Raw genomic sequence first — 19,511 nt, 5'->3', positions numbered from 1 at the left:
CCTTACCTCCAAAGCCCGGGAAAGCGCTGCCGGGTCATCCGCCCGGACGGAAAATGCTCCAGCTCGATCTCGTCACGCGACAGCGCCAGGGTGATCTCGGCGGATGTGCCTTCCGCCACGGTGAGCCGCAGCCCGTGCCATTCCGCCTCAATCAGATCGGGGGTGTCCGCCAGCACCACCGCCAGCGCCACCGTGGGCTGGCTGGTAAAGCTTCGCAGCAGCTCGATCATTCGCGCATCGAGGTTTTCCAGCACGAGTTGCGCCTGTGCGGGCGCATCCTCGGCATCGTCGGGCAGCACGGCCGAGGCGACGATCCACAAATAGGGATCAGCGTCAGGATCTGCGCCGCGCCACGTCGAGCGCGTGCCATACATCAGCGGCTCTTCCGAAACCCGGGCCGTATTGTCGGTCGACAGCCGGATCGGGGCCTCAAGATCGGGATGCGTGATCTCGATCAGCACCACCTCGATCTCGGCCGAGACCGGGCTGTCTTGCGCGAGGCGGGCATTGAGAGACAGGCGCTGGCTCATGGCATCACCACGATCTGACACTGCTTGCGCCACTTGATCTGCTCGACCGATGTCTCAATCGGGGGCGTATCGCCCCAGGCGCAAAGCCATCGGGCGGAGGTCAGGAGAGGAGCGCCCCCCGCTCCGAGCAGCGGCGTGCCGTCGGTGGCCAGCAGCGGCCAGCCGTCCCGCGTCGGGTCGGGCATCCAAAAGAGCGAGGCCCCCTGGGCGCAGTCTGTTTCGAAGAAGGTGTCGAACACCGCGCGTTGATGCGCGGTCAGGATCATTGACAGGGTGACCACCTTCGCCACCGCCGAAAACCGCCGCCGATAGCCGGGCGGGCCACTTTCGAACCCGCGCTTGCGCCGCGCATCCTGCGGCTGCAGCTGATAGCTGTCGCGCTCCGGCCGAGGCAGGTCAGTGGGCCATTCGGGATAGCTCATCGATCAATCCCCGCTTCGCGCAGGCCATAGACCTGGCGCAGGGTGCGGCGTCCCTTGCCGCCTTTGGCCGAAAGGCCGGTGGCCAAGGCATCTGACATCGTCAGCGCGTAGCGGCGGCGGCCCCGGCTATCCGTGACCTCCTGCACTTCGGCCTCTACCTGCGCCGACGATTGATTGACGATGGTGATCACCGGACGGGCATCGACGGGTGCGACAGCGCCATTGGCAGGGGCGCCGCCGCTCAGGATTTGGCGGGTCAGATCGGCGGGCACGATGGTGCTTGGCCCGGTATATTCGAGTTCCGGCCCGTTCTCGCCCACGATCCGCAGCCCGCCATCATGCCGCCCACCACCGGCAAAGCCGGGGATGCCAAGCCCCGAGAGGATCGAGCCGAAGAGCGTGCCGAAAATCCCGCCGCCAGAGGCACCGCCCTGCAGCGCACTGCCGAGGGCCTGGCCGAATTGGTCAAACCCGGTCCCCATCGTGCCCAGCTGGCCCGTGGCAGTGATAGTCGTGGTCCCGAACTTGGCCATTGCCGCCTCAGCGGCTGCGAGGCGTTGCTGCCAGCCATCAGCTCCTGCCGGGTTAGCCAGCGTATAGCCCTTCGGGCGCTCAAAGCCCGCAAAAGCGGCCGTCGCATCGCGCACATTCGTCGACGCCAAGAGCCGCTTCATCGGCCCACTCTCTGAGGTCATCAGCTCATGCCAGGCGAATTCGAGTTGGGCATTGACGTTCCCAAGATTGCTCTGGCCACCAATGAAGTCGAAAAGCGCCCCCTTGCGGTCGTTGTGTTGAAAAAGCCCAAAAGCCTGCCCAAAGTCCCCGACATTTGTCGGGTCAAAGGAGCTTTCGCGGCTGACATTGCCCATGATCCCGGCGATTTGGTGAGGCTGCAGCCCCTTGTTCGTAAAGAACTGCCACACCTGCGATTGCACTGCATCGGACCCCGCCAGCCCACCCGTCGGGGCTCCTGAAAGGTTTGCCGCGCCAAAGCCCAACCCGCCGTTGATGATCACCTGCGCCGCCGTGACCGTCATCGCACCCACCGATTGCGAACTGACGCCCGTGACCTCGAGCGGCCCCGCTTTGCCCGTCAGCCGGTCCCAGATCCCGCCCAAGCCCCCCACATCGGACATCGTCGCGTAATCCGCCCCGAAGATCGCATTCTTGAGAGGGTTGGTGACCGCAAGTTCTGTGAACATGCCCTCGATCTCGGTCGCCATGGCTTCAAAGGCCCCACCGACGTCGCCCTGTTTGAGTGCATCGAAAATCCCGTCGATGGCGTCTTCACCCGCAGACCGCACCGTGTCCCAGGCATCTTCGACGCGCTTCAGGTTTGCTTCGGCTTCGGCTGCGGCGATTGCCTGTTCGCGCACCTGAGCGGCGAGCCCGCTTGCCGGGTCCAGATGCATATCGCGGATCTGCATCTCCGCTTCGTAAAGCGCGAGAATACGGCGGCGCGCTTCTTCAGCCTGACCAATCAGGCTCAATTCAAGCTGCGTTCTGGCCAAGGACTCGCTTTGCGTGCGCAGATAGTCCTTGCCAGCAGCGAGCGAGCCAAAGGGATCAACGCTTTGCAGCCCTTTCGCCACATCCCAAAGCTCGAGCAGCTTATTCTTGTGCTCTTCGGTCGTGTCGAGCGTGCGCAGCTGCGCTTCAAAATTCTGACGCTCTGCCTCGATTTGCAGCCGCTTCACTTCAAGGCTATCGGCACCATATTGCAGCGTGGCTTCGCCGATCCGCCGCGTCATTTCGAGATCGTCTTCAAGGTCGAAGGGCGCGCGGGTCTTTTCTAGCGTCTTCATCACGTCATCAAGCAGATCGGCGAGCTTCTGGCCCTTTTCCGCCGCCGTCTCAAAGGGCACGTCGATGCCGGATTCCGCGATTTCCTTGGTTAGAGCGCCGATTTGTTCTGTCGTTCCCTCCAGTATGCGTGCATGGATGGATGCTGTTCCGACAGATGTGCCAAATTTCGTCGCAGCTTCATTTGCACCATCAGAGTTATATTCGGCATTTGCCATCGCTTCGGCGATGCCCTTTGCCGCTTCGATCTTGCTTTCGAACGTGTCGGCCATCTCGAATTTCTGGATCGCGGCACTGACTTCTTGCGCGCCGCGCGCCGTCAGGTTGAACTGCTTTTCGAGCGTTCTGGAATCGACAACACCAAAATTGAAAACTGAATGCATATCGGCGACCGCTTCGCCAACAGACTTGATTGAGGCGCGCACTCGTTGCGCGGCCTCCATTTGAGCCAATTGGAGCAATGCGATATTCAGTTCACGCGCAGCACGGGCGCCGGAGCCGAAATCTGCGGCCAGATCTGCCGTGCCACGTTTCGCTTCTTTCAGCGCAGCCTTCACAGCACTGGTGGAGCTTTCCAGATTTCCGAGAGCCTGATCGAGCGTTTTGGCTTCCTCGCCCGTGTCGAGCAGCCATTGCACAGCGGCGGTGCCAAAGCCGATCACCGCCATCGTGGCCAAGGACATCGGGTTCAGCATGCCCATGAAGGCACTGCGCAGGGCTGTGCCTGTCGCCATGCCAGAGGCCCGCATTTGCGTGAAAACCTGTGTCACCTGCGTGCCTTGCTGCATCATCAGCATCATCGGGTTTTGACCCGCCATCGTCATCATCGCGATGTCGTTAAGCTGGAACGACAGGTTCGCAGCATAGGCCGAAGCCGCCCCTGCAGAGGGCGCCCGTGTGCCCGGCGTGGGTTGGTGCCTCGCTCCTGTGCCTGAAGCAGGTTGCGCCCCCGAGGGGTAGGGCATCTGCGTCGGGGCAAGCCCCCAGCCATATTGTGATTGCTCATAGGCAGCACGCGCAGCTGCTTCTGCCTCGGCCACCTCGTTCGCGGCGCGGGCCGCCGCGCGTTTCGCATCGGTGTTTTTCAGGGTGGCGGCGGTATCGCTGGCAATAGCGCTGGTGGCGGCTTGCGTGTCGGCCTTCAGCTTGCCGGTGGCGGCCTGCACCTCGGCAGCGGCTGCCTTGGCGCTAGAAGCATCCCCCCGAAACAGCATCTCAAAGACCAGCGGTCCGCCCATCTCACCGTCCCTCGAAAGCGTCGATCGCAGCGCGTTCCATCAACTGCAGATCGCCAAAATTCACGTCGTCGTATTGCTTGCGGCGCAGCACCACATCAGCTCCGGCGTAGTCCAGGCTCAGCCAGTGGCGCTCGCCGTCGGACTGCCACCGCCACTGCGATGAGAGGTCGAGAAAGGCACAAAAAGTGCGCCAGTTGTCCTCCCAGACCTCAATCGACGCCTCAGCCACCGGCGCTGTCTTGACATCTGCCCCCATCGCCGCGAATTGCGCGGCAAGACCGGGTGTCAGCTGCGTGGCTTGGCGCGGATCGGTTCTGCCCAGCCGCGCGAGGATCCACGCCCGCGCGGCTGTCGTCAGTTTCCCGCTTTCGCCTCCTGACCAAAGCTCGCTTCTGCGATGGCGCGCATGACGCCCGTGCGAAACCAAGGCAGGCCCACGGCATCATCCAAGCGCGCCTGCGTGAAGGGCACATCCGCGCCTTCTTCGTCGACGATGCCACGCCAGCTACGGCAGACCGCGCGCATCTGCTCCTTGTCAGCTTCGATCCGCTCGCGGTCCGTGGTCAGCGCCGTATAGCGCTCCTGATGGTCAAGCACCGCCTCGCGCGATTGCGCCTCGAACTGCATTTCAAAGCTCTGTTCGACGAATTGGCCTGCGTTTTCCGGGTCGGGCATGCGCACTGTCACCGGCCACCAGTAGAGATGCTTTTTGACCATCACGAATTTCGCCATCTCAGCCTCCTCAGCGCACGGTGATCGTCAGCTCGTCACGGCCCGCGACGGGACACAGCGCGATGGGCAGCGAATAATTCACGATATTGTCGGTCTGGCCTTGCGTCGGTTTGCCGATCTCGACCGCCGGGGCGGAGATTTCCACGATCTTGCCTGCGGTTTTGCCGTGCACCGCAGACAGCGCGCCGCGCGTGCGGGCACGGGCCAGCGCGAACCAGTCGATCGTGGCAATCTTGCTGGCGACCACAACGGCGGTGCCCGACGCCTTGCGATCGGTGATCTTCATCTCTTCCTCGCCGATCAAGAAGCGTGGCGTGACCGTATTGCCCAGATCGATCGACAGGCTCTCCGCCGGACCCGAATAGCCGTGCAAGGCGAGCGTGGTGTTGGCCGCCGAGACCGGATCGGGTGTGGTCCAGCCGGTCATCGCGACCGTTGGCATCGCCACATCTGCAACCGCGCCAAGCATGCCGGTGTAGCTGAAGCGGAATTTCGGGATCTGTTTGGGCACAAGGTTCAGTGAAACATTGGCCCGCCCGCCCACAAAGATGTGCTGCACCCCGTCCGAGTTGAAATAGAGTGTCCCGCTTTCTTGGTCGGCCTCAACGATCGTGTAATCCACGCGGGTTCCTGCGGTGACCACCTCGGCAAAGCCGCAAGCACGCAAGATCGAGCCGTATTTCGGCACGGTCCCTGCAGCGCCCGCCCCTGCAATTTCGATATCGAATTCGATCTTGCCGTATTCAGCCGTCAGGATTTCGCCCTGGTTGCCCATGTAGGGCAGCATCAGATCGCGTGTCGCGGCGGTCGCCTCGTAGGGCGTGAAACTGATATTTGTGGCAATCAGTGCATCGGCCGCAGCCGGGGTGGCATCTGTGCCATAGGTCGCCTCGATCTTGTGGAGCATGGCCAGCGTCGGCCAACGGCGGGAAGTCATGGTCAGCGTCCTTTCGCTTTCGCCGCCTTGGCTTTGGCGGGTATGTTCGTATCGGCGGAGGTGTCAGATGAGAGGGTGCCCAGCGCATCTCCCTCCGCCGAGGGGGGCTTCGCATCGGCCTCAATGGCCTCGGTATTTTCTTCGCGCGCCATCGCGCCGGTTTCGGGATCTCGCAGCCAGCGGCCGCCTTGAAGGGGCTGAGTCATCGTCAGGCTCCTGTTAGGAAACGGGTGGTTGCCCAGGTCTGGACGTAAATGCTGACGCCCGTCGTCACCGGGCTTGCTTCGCCGCCGATCAGTTCGCAGGGGCTGGCCGTACCGGGCAGAATGTGGCCGGCCAGCGCGGCCTCGATGTCTTTCTTCAGGGCATCAAAGACGATGGCGCGATCTGCTCCCATCAGCTGGTCGTATTGGCGCACCACAATGCCCACCGCGAATTGCGCCTCGACCTGCTGGCGAAACCCGCCGCTCATCAAATCTTGCGGTTTGGCTCGCTCACGCCACGGCATGATGATCGCGGTGCCATGCTCGACAAGGCCCGCGCGGGCCGCGAGAACATCGATGTCCTCGGCGATCTCGACACCGGCCCAAGCGGGTTTGGGCAGTTCGGCCTGCAAATGAGCTAGAATTTCGCTCAGCATGAGCGCCACCCCGCCAGTTTGGTGGGGGTAAAGACCGGAGCGGGGTGCACAGCCATCACGGTGGCGTCAGAAACCACAGGCGGCTCCGCCCCGGCATCAACTGGCAAGGTGATCAGGCCGCGCGAAACATCCTTCAACGCTGTGATCGCATCCTTGTAATCTTGCGCCACATGCTCGGGCGCGCCGTTGCGGTGCAGCGTGTAGCGGGCGATGCCCACCGCCCAGCCATTGACAATCGGCGGCACCGAGGCGAGCGGCAGGGCATATTTCTTGCCGATGTAGCCGTTGATCGTGTCGTCAGCATTGGAAAGCGCGGCTGCGATCACGGAGGCATCGACAACCCCGTCGCGGTCACGGTCCGCGATCTGGCGCAGTTCTGCTTCGCCTGCGCGGTCGATCAGATCCTCGAGCGTGGCGTAGGTCATCACTCGGCCTCGAAGATCTGCTGTTTGAGACGATAACCCTCAAGCGCCCAGATCTTTTCGCGCGCGTTGCGAAACGCGATGTCGCGCCCGATCTCGGCGTCAAAGTTCTCAGGAGAGGCCGACGCACTTTCTCCGGTAACGCAGAAGCCATTGCGCAGGGTCAGGCATGCAACGGTCAGAGTGGTGCCGGGGAACCGATGATAGTCTGCTTTGGCAATCGCAGCATCGATGTCGGCGGGCGAAAGCCGAGGAGCGTTGAGGCCCTTGCTCTGAAGTGTTTTCTCAAGCTCTTGGTCGTTCATCTCTTCGATCTTTCAGAAGGTTTTTGGATGCGCGGGCCGGTGACCGCCCCGCGCGCGGGCAAAGGCTCCTCAGACCTTCGCCTTGCCGCTGCCCGCCTTGCGCGTGGTCTTTGCGGCTTGGGGAGGATCGTCGACGACGATTTCGGGATCTGCGGCGGGCGCATCCGGGGCAATCACGCCTGCCGCCAAAAGCTGGGCGCGTTCGGTGGGGGTCACGGTGATCGTTTCGCCCGGTTTTTTGAAAGCGCCGCGCAATTTCGCGGGGCCGGTCAAAACCACTTCGGTTTCGTCTGCCATCTTCAGCTCCTGTCGGTTTAAGCAAGCGGGCGGCGCACCGCCCGCTCCTAAAACCGACCGCCGATTAGGCTGCGGCCGCGCCTGCGTCTTGGAACAGGAACCCGCCCTCGGCCCCCGTCAGGATCACACGCCGCTCAGAGGTCGTCGGGTAAATCCAGCTGTCGCAGTCACGCTCGAAATAGGGCTGCTGGACCTGCGGATAGCCGGTCAACTCGTAGGTGTAGCCATAAGACGGCACCTGATAGCTTTCGCCGGTCATCGGCACATAGGCCAGAACCGCGTCATTGCCCCAAACATCACTAGCGAGCGCGTCATCGGCGGCATTTTCCGGCAACCAGACGGCTTTGCCGACCACAACCCGCGCGACGTCGAAATAAGCCGCCAGCATTTCCGTGGTGATGCTGTCTTTGGAGGTAAATTTGAACTGCTCTTTCACCTTCGGATGGTTTTTCAGCGCAGTGAAGGCTGAGGGGCCAAGAACCAGCGTGTTCGGATAGCGCCCGATCGACCGTCGCACTGCTTCCTTGCCCGCATCCACATCCGCGACGGGGTCCGAGCTATCCGACGTCCAGCGGTCCGTGGTCGTAAGCGCCACTTTGTGGTTCGCGTCATAATTGGCCGCGCTGCGCGCAAGTTGGGCGGCGGCATATTCGTGACCCAGATCGATTACGTTCAAGACCATGTTCACGGCTCCCGCGCCAAGATCGACGCCCGGCACCGAGGTGGCTTCTTGCTGATGTTCGATCGGGACCAGCCCTTCGAGCGCATCTTGCACAAGCGACACCGGATCCGAGGCGTAGCCGTATTGGACGCGCTTTTTCTTGGCACCCGGCGCACGGCGGGTGTTGAGCATGCGGAACGCTTCTTTGCCGAACTTGATCACGCGCATCGCGCGGTTCGGGATCGGAACGCGCGGAAACAGCACTTCGGAGATGTACTCCGCATTGCGATAGCCACGGGCATGGGTGGACAGGATCGGATCGACAACGGCCGCAGTCCGCTGGTTCAAAGGTTGGTTCATGGGATCGCTCCTCAGCGGATCAGGATTTGAACGAATTCCCCATCGGCAGCGGCCGTCAGGGCTTCAGCGAAGATGTTGGTGTCGGTTCCGGGCACAGCCGTGCGCACACCGCCGCCGGTCGCGGTGCAGAGCGGCGCACCCTTGACGATCGCACCGACGGCGGTGACGGTTTCGGTGCCAAGCGCGGTCAGCGCGATGTCGAGCCCCACTTCGGTGGCGGGGTTTTGCGCGACACCTTTGACAGGCTGATCTTCGGTGGTGATTGGCGTGTCGCTGAAATCGACAAGATCACCGGCATTGCAGACGGCCGTCATCGAAGCCGTCAGCGACAAAATGGAGTGATAGGTCCGCAGCATTGGGATCTCCGATCAGGACACGGTGCGCACGGCGGTGAGATAATCCGTGCCGGGGTTGGCGCGCTGATAGGCCAGCGCTTTTTGATGGGTGGCCAGCGCCGCGCTATCGACCGACTTGCCATCGGCCGCAAAGCTTGCGGGCTTCGCGGCGTCAGGATCTGCGCCGAGATCGGTCTCGCCAAACTGGACGATCTTCGGCTGGGCCGAGAGAATGTCACGCAGCGCTTTGGCGAGATCGATCTGTTGGCCGCCTTCGGCAAAAGCCACCGTGGCGCCTTTCGGCAGGGCATCGAGCACGGCCACGGTCTGATCCTTCGAGGCAGGCAGAAGCTTACCATCGGAGACCAGGGCCTCGGCGAAGGCGGCGTTTTCATCGTGGGCGGTTTTGGCTTCGCGCTCGGCAATCGCCTTTTCGCGCGCAGCAAGGTCGGCTTCGCGCGCAGCGAAGGCCGGATCGGGCTGAGACATGGGCGGATCCTTTTCAGGTTTCGGGGTAGGGGGTTTGGGTTCGGCAAAGGTCGACGGCGTCGGCGTCGGGGTGATGTCGATCTCCCCCAGCCATTCGAGGCGGTAAGGCGGCAGCGCTTTGTCGGCATCTTCCATGCCGAATTTCTCGATCAGGAAATCGCGCAGGGTGCGCAGCACAGAGGCGGTTTCTTCAAAGCCCCGCTCTCCGAAAGTCGCGGTAAAAACCGCATCGGCGGACCCGGCGAATTGCGCATTGCGCAGCCCCGAAACGGCGGGCGCAGCGGCGCCCAGAAAGCCGACATGCTTTGGATACCAAGTGCCGGGGACGGGGTTATGCGCCTGCCCGGGCGAAAAGAAGGCCATGGAAACCTTCTTAAAACGCCCGCCTTTGACCAATTCGGCGAACTGCGGCTCGATTTCGTCGAGATCGGCCAGCAACCGCTCGGCCTGGGCATCGTAATGAAAGCCTTTGATCCAGCCATAGGCCGGGGCATCGGTGTCGGGGTGGCCCACCACGATCGGCGCCGGAGCCGTTTCGGGATCGTAGGCGTCTGCGATCGCGCGCAGATCGCCCGCGGAATAGGTGATCGGATCGCCCGCCATCGGCGTGAAGGTGCCGGGGCGAAAAACCTCGATGCGCGCGGTGATGGGTTTGCTCATGTGTCCGTCCTGCTGATGACGGAACACCCTTCGCATGGGCCGAAACGCAAAACCCCCGGACAGGTGTCCGGGGGATGCGCGTGGTGGCTTGGTCTGGGGGGATCATAGGCGGGGGGAGCGCGTGATCGCAACGTCATTCTGCGGGCGGGGATCAAATGCCACGAGAGAGCGATCCTAACGGGGGCTTAACGGGGGATGTCTGTGCTTTGCGGGCATCCAGCCCAGAAACGTGAAAGAGCCGCTCAGCGACGAAAAATCAGCGCCTTCTTTCTCATCGCGAGAGCCAGTCCTCCGCATCTTCCAAAATACCCAACTCATCCTCGCGCGAGATCCCGATATAAGGGCGCGCGGGGATTGTGATCGTGTGCGCCTTGATCGGTACATCGCGTCCGCCTTCCTGCGCACGCTTGGCAAAGCGGCGCCCGACCATATAGCGGCTGCTTTCCGGTTTCTGGATTGTCCCGCCCAGCTGATGGATCGCAGCATAGACCTTCGGCGAGCCGATCCGCACATCTTCGGCCGAGGCAATGTAGTTGATCGAACCCGCAAGCGATGAGCCTGCCATGCCCTTCGAGTTCGAGCGCAGGATCGTCAGTGGCAGTTGGCCGCGCTTTTGGCGCTGCTTGATCGTGCGCGGGGCAAGCGGCGTCCAGGGCGCGCCGTTTGGATCGGTTTCGCTTTCAAACCGATCCCGTGTCGAGGAAAGCAACCGTTCGCCAACCGAGGCATAGAAGGGGTGGCGATTGTCCATCCGCGCCAGCAGGTCACCCAGCGTTTCACGCGCCGCCAGATCCTGAAGCTCTACCTGAATGCTAATCCCTGCCATCGTTGAAAATTCTCCTCGATCGTGCTATTGTTCCAATGTCGTCAGGGGAGGCGGTGTGTGCCCTCAAACCCCTGCCGGTGTGGCGGCTCAAGCACCTGGGCCGCTATTTTCTTTTCCAGATCAGCTTCCCGTTCCTCTGCCGCTGGATATAGGCAAAATCTGGATGCGAGCGGTTCAACGGGCCATAGCCGGTCACCGGAAACCAGATCTTCCGGCCAAGCTCAAAGAGGGCAAACACCGGTCGTTCCGGGTCAACCCGAATGTAACGCCGCACCACTTCATAAAGGAATTCGCCCGGGTGCTCCGGGTCGGGGATGGCGCGCAGGGACAGCCAGATTTCATCCGGGTCCATCAACGTTTCCGCGAGCAAAAGCGCATGATCGCCGTGCCCGCGCTTGACCGCTTTCCACCCCCCGGTCCGATCTTTGAACAAGTCGTCCGCGATCAGGATCCGCGCGCCAGAGACGTCGGTCCACAACTTTGACGCGCCGGGTTCTAGCCCGAACTGCCGAAGAAAGGCGTTTGCATAATCTTCAGGGGCAAGGTCGGGAGCCATCAACTCGGCGTGGAACGGGCGGGCGCGTTGGCGTAGATCTTCGATCGTATCCGGTTCGTCAACCGAGATCACCGCAGCCTTTGGCTGGGACGGTGTTTTCAGCAAACCGGCTATGTTGCTTGCCTGCTCGACCGGTTCAATCAATTCGCGATGGAAGGCGCGCTCCCATGTATCACCGGGCATGTAATCCCAGCCGTAGCCGATCCCTTCGGGCAGATCGGTCACGATGCCCGTCGTTTTATCGAGGTGCTTGCGCAATATGATCTTTGGGGCCTCATCAGGCCCGCTTTTGCCCATGCGCCGCAAATCGCCGCGTGAAAGGGTGCGCACACCGCAACTGCAAGCCCAGTCATTCGGCGGGAAATGCACGTCCCACCAAGGGTCGTCCCACTTTAAAACCAGATTGTGCCATGCCTCATGCTCGGGACGGGGGTTAAGCGGCACACGGGTTTCGCCGTGGCGGTATTGCCAATAGGGGCGGATTTTCACCATATCCGGGTCGCGCATCTGGCGCAGGCGGCCTGCCATATAGCTTGTGCGGATGTTCGTCTCGAAGATTGTGCGGATGCGCCAATTTCGCCCGCCATTGTAGGACCAGCCATATTTCTCGACGAGCCGGTCGAACTCGGATGCGAAGGCCTTGATGTCATAGGTCTGCGCGCCGTCGATGATGGCCTGCTGGAACTCCTCGAGCATCGCCATATCGGTGACACCGGCCACCACGAAGGCGCGATCATGGTCGCTGCGCATCGCATCGGTCCAAGCGTGGGTCGGTTCGCCTCGCTTCTGGGTCAGAAAGTCGATTTGTTCGCGAAACTCCTGACGGGTTAAATCTGGCTCGGAAAAAAGCGTATCGTCGCCGTCAGCAAAGGCAGCCTCGCGCCCCTCGAGCGCGGCGAGCTGCATCGCTTGGGCGAACAGGGCGGCCAGCGCATCCGGCGTCCAAGTCGCTCCAAGCGCAAGCACCGCCTGCGCTGCCGCGTCAAAATCGACGGCTTCTCGGAGCGCCTTGCGAACGGCGACGAGGCGCCGCGTGAAATGCCGCTCGGCGGCCACGATTGCCTGATCGGTGATCCGCGCGACCGCCCCCCCGGGCTCAGCAAAGCAGACGTGCCGATGCGTCAGGCTTTTTTTTTGAGCGGGCGGGCGGCGAAGGTCGGATCGCCGCCCACGAACGGATCCGGCGCAGCCGGGGCCGTGCCAAAGGCGTGGCGCGCCTCGACCAGCGCATCGAGCGTCTTGTCGCTCAGCCGGTTGGCGATATCGAAGCTCAAGATATAGTCGCGCGCGACGTCGTCATCTTCGAACCGCGCCGATTCCGCGACCACGGTGCGGATCGTCTTCGCCGTCACCTCATCGGCTTCGGCTTGGGCTTTTTTCGTCTCTGCGACCGATTTCTGGTTCTCGGGGCGCTCCCGCCAGATTTTCGGCACGGCTGCACCGGGCAGGTTATACTCGACGATCCAGGTGATCAGCTGGTCGGTCAGTGTGCCCGAGAGCAGATCACTGTCGCCATCGGCCAAAAGCTCGAGCATCTCCTGATGCACTTCACCAAGCGCCCTGTTCCCGCCGCTCTCACCGACCTGCGTCGTGAGCGTTTCGCCCGTCGTGGCAATCGAGATCTGCCGGTCCCAATAATTTAGGAACTGTTCATAGGTCACGCTGCCGGACCGACTTGCTTCAAGGAATTCGGCATCGGTGCCGATCGGCACCACCACCGCCGAGGCGGTGCGCGCCTCGGTCAATGTGTTCAGAAGCTTGCGCTGCTCTTCAGGCAAAGACCCGATGGGCGATTTGCCGACGATGGTCGGCCCAGCAAATTTCTCAAGGAAATGCAGCCAGAAGGTGATCCCTTCGCGCTTGAAAAGCACCGGCCAGAACAAGCGGCTGCCCAAGCCCAGACCATAAGGGTTTTCGCCCTTCACGCCGACGCGATGCACAATGAATTTGCGCTCGGGCAGTTCGATCCCTTCCATCATCGCCGTCCAGGTCAAAAGCCGGGGGCGCCACTCGGTATCAAAGGCAAAGCGGCGCTGGTCGATCGACTTGATCTTGACCGGCTTGATCCGATTCCCCTCGCGCCGCCAGATGATTTCGCTCACTGCAAAACCTTTCAGCGTGGCATCGAGCAGATCTTTGCAAATCTGGTCGAAGGGTAGGGCGCTGATCATCTCTTCAACGAGATCAGCCGCATCCTTGTCGATCGGGCGTTCCCCGCCCGGATCGACCTTCCAATCGCGTGAGATCAGCGCGCCTTTGCGCTTTTCGAGCATCGCCCCGGCATGGGTATCGCGCTCGATCTCATCATAGATCTTGAGCCCTTTGCCACCGCCCTGCTGGATCAGCGTGTCGTCAGCATTCTGCAACACCCCGGAAAAGAACGGGATGGTGATATCGTTGCGCGCATTGGCGATCAGCGTTTTCGCCTCGGCAGGCAGGTTTTTGCGCGGTTCAGTCGCGAAGGCGGACGGTTTGGCTTTACGGTTTCGGCGGCTCATCGCGCGTCCCCTTCTTCAATGCTGGCGAGAATCTGACGCTCGACCGCATAGGCATCTGTCCCGTCGAGATACCAAGGCTGATGCCTAACAAGATGTTCCTTGCCGTCATGCATTGTTATGACCAGAACGCTATCGCTAGGGCCGAACGCGTAGTTGCTACGATCCCACTCCAATGAGGCAACGAATGCGGGGTTGATATGGAGATCTTTGTTGATACGGATCATCACCGACCTCCCAACCGATAGCCGCCCAGGCGGTCGCCCCCGGTGGGCGTGCTCGCTGTCAGCATATCCCCGCCGCCGCCGCCCTTTCCGGCGTAAAACAGGGTGTTTTGCCAAAGCATGTCGAGCGTATCGGGCCCGTCATCATGGTCTCCGTTCGGCCATTGCTGCAGCTGGTCGATCAAGGTGCGTTGCGCCGGGTTAAAGCGGATCAAGCCCGCCAAGACCGGAGGCTGAAGGCGTTCGATGCGCAAATCCTTGTCGGTCGATGGCGTGATCGGCACCGCCGAAATGCCCACACCTTCCTTCGCAGCCCGCGTCATCAGCTCGGTGCGCAGGAACTCCTGAAACTGGACGGTTTCAACAAACCACATCAGCGCGCGATATTCGCGCTGGAGCGCAATCGTGTCGGAGATGATCACATCGGGCAGGCGCTTGCGGATCGAGGCCTCGACCACATCCATCCGGCCTTCCATGCGATCAAATCCGCCGATCAAGATTGCCGAAGGGTCGCGGCCCTTGCTTTTCTTGCCAAGGCTGGGGTCGATTGCCCCAAAGAAGATCCAGTCGCGCAGCGGCTGCACCCAATAGGTCAGATCGCCAAACGGGTTGCCCTCGCTGATTGGTTTGTTCTGATACTCGGTCTGGAAGGCAGCATGATCGGCCGCGCGCTCAAGCATCAGCCAGACGAGCGGCTGGACCGAGGGCCAGTTGATCACGGCGCCCAGATCCATCTCGGCCTTGTTGCTGGTGTAAAAGGCGCGCGCGGCCTCTTCGCCATCGTTGTGATAGGTTTCTTCGAACTGGTCCCAAAGGTCCATTCGGTCGGGGAATTTCACCACCGCTTGGAACTCGGTCACGTTCCACAAGGGCGCTTTGGCCGCGCGCACGATCACGGCGTCGAAATGCAGCACCGTGCCGACCCAGATCACATCCATGCTGCCATCGGGCGGCCCGACCTTGAGCGCGGCACGATAGATCCAGTTCCAGAGCTTCTTGCGCTGTTCGGGGCTGCGCACCTGTTCATCGTTCTCGATGTCGTCAAGAAACAGAAGATCGGGCCGATAGGGGCCGTGGCGGCGCCCCCGGATTTTCTTGGCCGCGCCCAGCCCCTCGACGCGGATATTGTTGCGTGTAACGATCTCCCCCTCGCGCCAAAGCCGCCCCGGGCCGAAAGCGTCAGGAAAATCATTCTGTAAACGGACGTTCGTGGTAAGCTCGGCCTTGATCGCCTCGATCAAAAGCGCGGCTTGCTCGTAAACGTCGCAGACTTCGATGATGTAGCGCTTGAGCCCGCGCGCGATGCAGTAAAGCGCAAAGCCGAGCGACAGGTGGGTCGATTTCGAAGCCCCACGCGGCGCGATGAAAAGATCGCGCACACCCTTTTCGGAGGCGAGGATCTCAGGCACGCGCGCGAAGATATGCTGGTGAAACAGGCTGTGCTCGCCCTTCACATAATGGGGCAGATAGGTCTCCATGAAGAACTGAAACCCATCGGGCTCCGCGACCCTTGCCAAGCGCGCTTTCTTTGCGGCGAGATCGGGCGAGAACGCCTCGACATTCAATTCGATATGGCGCGCAAAATCGCTCGCCATTTCCGCGATCTTGTCGCGGAAGTCCTTCTTGCTGACAGCGGCCTTCAGCTGCGGCCGCCGTGTCATGACGTGTAGATCTCGGCCAGCCGCTCACTGAACGGCTCGATGATCTCAAGGATCGCGGCCGAGTGTTGCGGGAAGTTTTCGCGCACGAACTCGAGCATCTTGCCCATGACATCTTGCGCCACGCCGAGTTCCGAGATCTTGGGTGCGAATTTCTTGGCGGAAGCCGCCATCTTCGTCATCGCATCCGAAAGCGCGACGAGCATCGAAACCTTTTCGCCGGTTGAGTGATCGCCCGATTTGATCTCTTCCAAGATCTCTTGCGCTTGGATCATGAAATCTTCGACGACAGTGGAAACCACCGCCTCGACGCCTTCGCCCGCGATCACATGGGCCGTGCGGGCGCGATCCCAATCGTCGCCCTCTTCTTTGGCGCTTTTCTTCCAGCGCCCGACGGTGCTTTCCGAAACGCCATAAGCGGCCGCAATGGTGGCGGCTGTGAAACGGCGGAAAACATAGTCTGACCGGGCCTTGCGGCGCTTTTCCTCATTACTGCGCGCCATTGAGCCCTCCAGAGACAACGAAAGTGATTGCAGCGGCAACGAGGCCGCCGAGAATGAGCCGGATCAGCCAGGTGATGCTGGACCGAATGGAATCGAGCTTATCTGTGGTGTTGTTGCGCCATTCCGCCATCGTGGCACCGTCGAGTTCGATCTTGCGGATCCGCTCTTCATGCCCATCGAGGCGCTGGTGCGCCCGGTTCAAACTGTCTGCAAAATGGCTGGGCATATGGCTTGGGACGTCGGTCATTTTCCGCTGCCCCGCCATTTCGTGACGGCGTCCTTGATCGTGTGACCGCCCATATAAAGGCCCATGTAGAGCCCGGAAATTTGCACGAGCTGATCGAAGGGCATCTGCGGCAGGTCGATCTTCGCGGCGGCGTTGACGATGTGGACCACGATCACGTTCCACAGCCACAGCAGCCCAAGCAGATACATGCCCGCCGGGCGCCACGCGCGCATCCAGATCGGCTCGCTGGCCTCTGCGGCAAGCTGTGCGCGCTGGAGTTCAATACCTGCGGCGTAGAGCGCGATCAGTTCCGGGCTACGCTCTTCGACATCGCGCAGCGCCTGTGTCACCAGCGCGGGCTTTTCCACCGCCGCTTGGTCGAGTTGCTCAACAGGTACGCCAACCTGCTCTGCCACTGCGCCCAAGACATCACCGGCCAACTGGCCCGCACCGTCGCCGAACTTCTTTGCAATGATCCGTTCAACGACTTTGAGACCGGCCGAACCGGCAAGAGTTGCAAGTGCAGACATCAGAAGCTCCGAAGCAGGGCGGCCAATCGGGGCGCGCGGGTTGTGAGTTTGACCGCGATCACGTCGCGGTATTGCCAAGCACGCCACAGCACCCAGAGCGCAATGACACCAGCGACCGCCCCGATCACCCAAGGTTGGGCAGAGAGCCAATCGGTAAAATCTGAGGTGCCTTCGGGCAGCGTGAGGCTGGCGGCGGTCGAGCCGGTTGCCCCAACCGCAGGCGTTGCTGCTTTGGCCTTGGCAGCCGCGTCGATCCGGCGCTGAAGTGTGGACAGGGTAGCGCGGCCGATCAGGCCGTCCGGGGTGAGCGCGTGGTCAGACTGGAAGCGACGCACCTCGGCCGCATCGATCATCTTGGGATTGCCGCCAACCTTATAGCCGAGCGCCGAGAAAGCCCCCATCGCCTCAAACTTCTCGTCAACGGTCATCTTCAGCATCCACCGGGCAAAGCCGATTGATTTCGAGGTAAACTCCTGCGTGAGGACGGGATATTCGGCATCAAACAGGATCAGCAGCTCGCGCTCGCGCCGCTTGACAAGGCCGGGCAGCACCTTGCCGCCGCCTTTGTTCCAAAGCCGGAATTTGGCTTCCACGGCGGAACGCGCGGCGCCGTGGCGCCACAGCTTCACCCAGCTTGCGCGTTTGATCGCGCCGGTATTCCAATCAAACAAAATGCCTGCATCAAAGGCATGCTGCGCGGCACTTGGCATGGCACCTGCCACGCGCGGCTCATAATTGCGCGCCAAAGCCTGCTTCGTCAGCGCGCGCGATTGTGCCTTGGTGATCACCATGCCCGGCTTAGGATCAATCACCCCCGACGCGGCGGTCAGCCCTGGGCCGATCGTCCATTTGCCTGCCGGGCAGCGATAGGCCTTCAGCACCTCGCCTTCTTCGAGGGTGAGTGCCTCGATCCCTTGCTCGCTTGTTTGCATTTCTTGCTCCTCGCGCGTTTCCCCACCCCTGACACGCGCGCGAAAGCAAAACCCCCGGACACAGGTCCGGGGGTCAATCGTTAGGAAAGAGAGGGAGCTGATCTGGTGGCCGGTTCGCAAGCCGCCGCACATGGCGCTGCGAAATTCCAAGGGCTGCGGCGATTTCGCGCCGCCCGCGTCCGGTCTCGGCCAGCCTCTGCACCTCGAGCCGCTTCTTGCCAGCCCGACCGTGCGGCACGTAAAGCCGCTGGCCCGACAGGAAATGACACAGATCCCGCGCACGCTCTTCGCCAAAGGCTTCCACCAGGGCGGCTGACGGCTTGCGGCGCGGAAATTCGACCTCCTGCCCGCCGAACTGTTGCATGAGAGTAAGCACCACGCCAAGGCCGAAAGTTTCGGCCACATCGACGAGCGATTCGGGCACGTCAAAGTTGCGGGTCATCGTAGTCTCCGAGGCGAGTAAGGGAGGATCGGCAGGGCGGTATCCATTCTAGGCGTGTGTGCGGGGGGACCGTAAGGGGCAATTTCCACACCAGCCAGCTATAGGCTGTGGCTGAGGTGACGCGGCGTTTCAGCTTCGGGCAAACCGCCCCATCGCGCACCAACCGTCCTTTCAGCATCAAGACACGTTCCGAAAATTGCAGCACATGGCTCGGGGGAGTGACCGAAAACAGTGAGGTCCAGCGGCTTTTCCCTTCGATGAAGGTTGAGCGCACAAGCATCGCCACACCGCAGCGGCTCGTCTCAAGCGCCCGGCTGATGAATTGCTCCGCAAGCCGAAATGGTGGGTTGGTGATCGTCCAATCCACGACTGAGGGACGCGGCCCAAAAAGATAATCCTCTACCAAGAAACCCACGCCATAATCGTGCACATCGGATGCTCGAACCGCCCCGAACACTTCGCGCAACGGTCGCACCATATGCCCCCGGTTCGCGGCAGGCTCACGGCAATAGCAAAACGAGAGATCGTCTCCCTGAGCCAGAATCCATTCGCATAGCGCGCGCGTTGCCCAAGGCGGCGTCGGGAAGTCGTCAAGGCTGTCATGCGGCTCGGCGCGTTGGGCCATGACGGCAGCACTGGTGTTCGCAGCCATCACACAACATCCCAGGTGATAAGCGTTCCGCGGAATGTGCGAATCAAGCCATGCTGCATCACCCAGAAGCCAGCCATGTCGAACGAGGCCTCGAAGCCATCCGCCACCGCAAAGGTATCAAGATCATCGATCGCCGCCCCGCAGACTTCGATCGCCGCAATATTGCCTTCGAGATCAAATTCAATGCGGATCGGGTCAGCACCGAGGCAGCGCACATCCGGGATGATTTTCTGGCAATGCACCGTGCGCATCCCCGTGAAAAGCTGGAGCATCTCTCCAGGGCGGGCATGGCGCTTGCGCTGCCCTCGGATCGTCTGGCGTTTTGAGCCATCGACGATCTTCGGCGCGAAGCGCTTCTGAAAGGAATAGGCGACCATCAGAGCAACACCTCCAATTCGCGGGCAATTTCTTCCACATGGATCCCGGTATCCATGTCTTTTTCGCCTGGCCCCCTGACCCAGACGAATTGCCCATCGCCATTTCCAGTGCCTCCGATTTCCATCAGCGGGCTGCGGTTCAGCACCACCTCAAGCGCCTCGACAATCGTGGCGATGCGCTGGTGGATCGGCATGTCGGGGCGCAGGCCGCTCATTTCAGCCCCCAGAACACGGTGGCGGTGATCACGATCATCGTGCC

Annotated in this window: 27 protein-coding genes; all 27 read right to left on the bottom strand. The window is 61.6% G+C overall.

Going from position 1 to position 19,511, the window contains the following annotated elements:
* Positions 1-2: 2 nt before the first annotated feature.
* The 27 genes from CKO11_RS06965 to CKO11_RS06835 all read right to left on the bottom strand — a co-directional run bounded on the left by CKO11_RS06965 (position 3) and on the right by CKO11_RS06835 (position 19,467).
* Positions 3-530, bottom strand: a complete 528-nt coding sequence (locus CKO11_RS06965; RefSeq protein ID WP_223635169.1) for a hypothetical protein — start codon at positions 528-530, stop codon at positions 3-5.
* Positions 527-952 carry a hypothetical protein gene (locus CKO11_RS06960; RefSeq protein ID WP_223635166.1) on the bottom strand — a complete coding sequence of 142 codons (426 nt, stop codon included), beginning with the start codon at positions 950-952 and terminating at the stop codon, positions 527-529. Before CKO11_RS06960 ends, CKO11_RS06965 begins: the two co-directional genes overlap by 4 nt.
* Positions 949-3,993, bottom strand: a complete 3,045-nt coding sequence (locus tag CKO11_RS06955; protein WP_223635163.1) for a phage tail tip lysozyme — start codon at positions 3,991-3,993, stop codon at positions 949-951. Before CKO11_RS06955 ends, CKO11_RS06960 begins: the two co-directional genes overlap by 4 nt.
* Before the next feature lies 1 nt (position 3,994).
* Positions 3,995-4,222, bottom strand: coding sequence for a DUF1799 domain-containing protein (locus tag CKO11_RS06950; protein ID WP_223635144.1), 228 nt, complete (start codon positions 4,220-4,222; stop codon positions 3,995-3,997).
* 125 nt (positions 4,223-4,347) lie between these two features.
* The gene (locus CKO11_RS06945) at positions 4,348-4,725 is read right to left on the bottom strand and encodes a hypothetical protein (protein WP_223635141.1); all 378 of its coding nucleotides are present in this window, start codon (positions 4,723-4,725) and stop codon (positions 4,348-4,350) included.
* A 10-nt stretch (positions 4,726-4,735) separates the two neighbouring features.
* Positions 4,736-5,662 (bottom strand): phage tail tube protein, encoded by a 927-nt coding sequence (locus CKO11_RS06940; protein ID WP_223635137.1) that lies wholly within the window; start codon positions 5,660-5,662, stop codon positions 4,736-4,738.
* A gap of 2 nt (positions 5,663-5,664) precedes the next feature.
* Positions 5,665-5,868, bottom strand: coding sequence for a hypothetical protein (locus tag CKO11_RS06935; protein WP_223635134.1), 204 nt, complete (start codon positions 5,866-5,868; stop codon positions 5,665-5,667).
* Positions 5,869-5,870: 2 nt separating this feature from the next.
* Complete coding sequence (locus tag CKO11_RS06930) at positions 5,871-6,302, bottom strand: hypothetical protein (protein WP_076486093.1); 432 nt, start codon at positions 6,300-6,302, stop codon at positions 5,871-5,873.
* On the bottom strand, positions 6,296-6,727 hold the full coding sequence (locus tag CKO11_RS06925) for a gp436 family protein (RefSeq protein ID WP_223635131.1): 432 nt from the start codon (positions 6,725-6,727) through the stop codon (positions 6,296-6,298). Before CKO11_RS06925 ends, CKO11_RS06930 begins: the two co-directional genes overlap by 7 nt.
* The gene (locus tag CKO11_RS06920; RefSeq protein ID WP_223635128.1) at positions 6,727-7,029 is read right to left on the bottom strand and encodes a Gp49 family protein; all 303 of its coding nucleotides are present in this window, start codon (positions 7,027-7,029) and stop codon (positions 6,727-6,729) included. The genes CKO11_RS06925 and CKO11_RS06920 overlap by 1 nt, the downstream gene beginning before the upstream one ends.
* Before the next feature lie 69 nt (positions 7,030-7,098).
* Positions 7,099-7,326, bottom strand: a complete 228-nt coding sequence (locus tag CKO11_RS06915) for a hypothetical protein (RefSeq protein WP_223635125.1) — start codon at positions 7,324-7,326, stop codon at positions 7,099-7,101.
* 64 nt (positions 7,327-7,390) lie between these two features.
* Complete coding sequence (locus CKO11_RS06910) at positions 7,391-8,347, bottom strand: major capsid protein (RefSeq protein ID WP_223635122.1); 957 nt, start codon at positions 8,345-8,347, stop codon at positions 7,391-7,393.
* A gap of 11 nt (positions 8,348-8,358) precedes the next feature.
* Positions 8,359-8,703, bottom strand: coding sequence for a hypothetical protein (locus CKO11_RS06905; protein ID WP_223635119.1), 345 nt, complete (start codon positions 8,701-8,703; stop codon positions 8,359-8,361).
* Between the two features lie 12 nt (positions 8,704-8,715).
* Complete coding sequence (locus tag CKO11_RS06900) at positions 8,716-9,831, bottom strand: hypothetical protein (RefSeq protein WP_223635115.1); 1,116 nt, start codon at positions 9,829-9,831, stop codon at positions 8,716-8,718.
* Positions 9,832-10,102: 271 nt separating this feature from the next.
* Positions 10,103-10,657 carry a phage virion morphogenesis protein gene (locus tag CKO11_RS06895; RefSeq protein ID WP_223635112.1) on the bottom strand — a complete coding sequence of 185 codons (555 nt, stop codon included), beginning with the start codon at positions 10,655-10,657 and terminating at the stop codon, positions 10,103-10,105.
* Positions 10,658-10,760: 103 nt separating this feature from the next.
* A complete protein-coding gene (locus CKO11_RS06890; protein WP_223635095.1) occupies positions 10,761-12,269 on the bottom strand; it encodes a PBECR2 nuclease fold domain-containing protein in 1,509 nt (502 codons plus the stop codon).
* A gap of 65 nt (positions 12,270-12,334) precedes the next feature.
* Entirely contained in the window at positions 12,335-13,711 is a 1,377-nt protein-coding gene (locus CKO11_RS06885) for a DUF935 domain-containing protein (protein WP_223635092.1), read from the bottom strand.
* The gene (locus CKO11_RS06880; RefSeq protein ID WP_223635089.1) at positions 13,708-13,935 is read right to left on the bottom strand and encodes a hypothetical protein; all 228 of its coding nucleotides are present in this window, start codon (positions 13,933-13,935) and stop codon (positions 13,708-13,710) included. The genes CKO11_RS06885 and CKO11_RS06880 overlap by 4 nt, the downstream gene beginning before the upstream one ends.
* Positions 13,935-15,593 carry a phage terminase large subunit gene (gene terL / locus CKO11_RS06875; RefSeq protein ID WP_223635086.1) on the bottom strand — a complete coding sequence of 553 codons (1,659 nt, stop codon included), beginning with the start codon at positions 15,591-15,593 and terminating at the stop codon, positions 13,935-13,937. Before terL ends, CKO11_RS06880 begins: the two co-directional genes overlap by 1 nt.
* The gene (locus tag CKO11_RS06870) at positions 15,590-16,093 is read right to left on the bottom strand and encodes a DUF1804 family protein (protein ID WP_223635083.1); all 504 of its coding nucleotides are present in this window, start codon (positions 16,091-16,093) and stop codon (positions 15,590-15,592) included. The genes terL and CKO11_RS06870 overlap by 4 nt, the downstream gene beginning before the upstream one ends.
* Positions 16,080-16,340, bottom strand: coding sequence for a hemolysin XhlA family protein (locus CKO11_RS06865; RefSeq protein WP_223635080.1), 261 nt, complete (start codon positions 16,338-16,340; stop codon positions 16,080-16,082). The genes CKO11_RS06870 and CKO11_RS06865 overlap by 14 nt, the downstream gene beginning before the upstream one ends.
* A complete protein-coding gene (locus tag CKO11_RS06860) occupies positions 16,337-16,849 on the bottom strand; it encodes a hypothetical protein (protein WP_223635077.1) in 513 nt (170 codons plus the stop codon). Before CKO11_RS06860 ends, CKO11_RS06865 begins: the two co-directional genes overlap by 4 nt.
* Complete coding sequence (locus CKO11_RS06855) at positions 16,849-17,781, bottom strand: glycoside hydrolase family protein (protein ID WP_223635074.1); 933 nt, start codon at positions 17,779-17,781, stop codon at positions 16,849-16,851. Before CKO11_RS06855 ends, CKO11_RS06860 begins: the two co-directional genes overlap by 1 nt.
* A gap of 73 nt (positions 17,782-17,854) precedes the next feature.
* Positions 17,855-18,223: a helix-turn-helix domain-containing protein gene (locus CKO11_RS06850; protein WP_223635071.1), complete on the bottom strand. Its 369-nt coding sequence runs from the start codon at positions 18,221-18,223 to the stop codon at positions 17,855-17,857.
* Complete coding sequence (locus CKO11_RS06845) at positions 18,207-18,875, bottom strand: hypothetical protein (RefSeq protein WP_223635068.1); 669 nt, start codon at positions 18,873-18,875, stop codon at positions 18,207-18,209. Before CKO11_RS06845 ends, CKO11_RS06850 begins: the two co-directional genes overlap by 17 nt.
* A complete protein-coding gene (locus CKO11_RS06840; RefSeq protein ID WP_223635065.1) occupies positions 18,875-19,252 on the bottom strand; it encodes a hypothetical protein in 378 nt (125 codons plus the stop codon). Before CKO11_RS06840 ends, CKO11_RS06845 begins: the two co-directional genes overlap by 1 nt.
* Positions 19,252-19,467, bottom strand: a complete 216-nt coding sequence (locus CKO11_RS06835; protein ID WP_223635062.1) for a hypothetical protein — start codon at positions 19,465-19,467, stop codon at positions 19,252-19,254. Before CKO11_RS06835 ends, CKO11_RS06840 begins: the two co-directional genes overlap by 1 nt.
* Positions 19,468-19,511: the final 44 nt, after the last annotated feature.

This window comes from Rhodobacter sp. TJ_12 (assembly GCF_020023995.1).
Lineage (GTDB): Bacteria > Pseudomonadota > Alphaproteobacteria > Rhodobacterales > Rhodobacteraceae > Rhodobacter.
The sequence above is the reverse complement of the archived record's forward strand: the minus strand, read 5'-3'. Positions and strand labels throughout refer to the sequence as shown.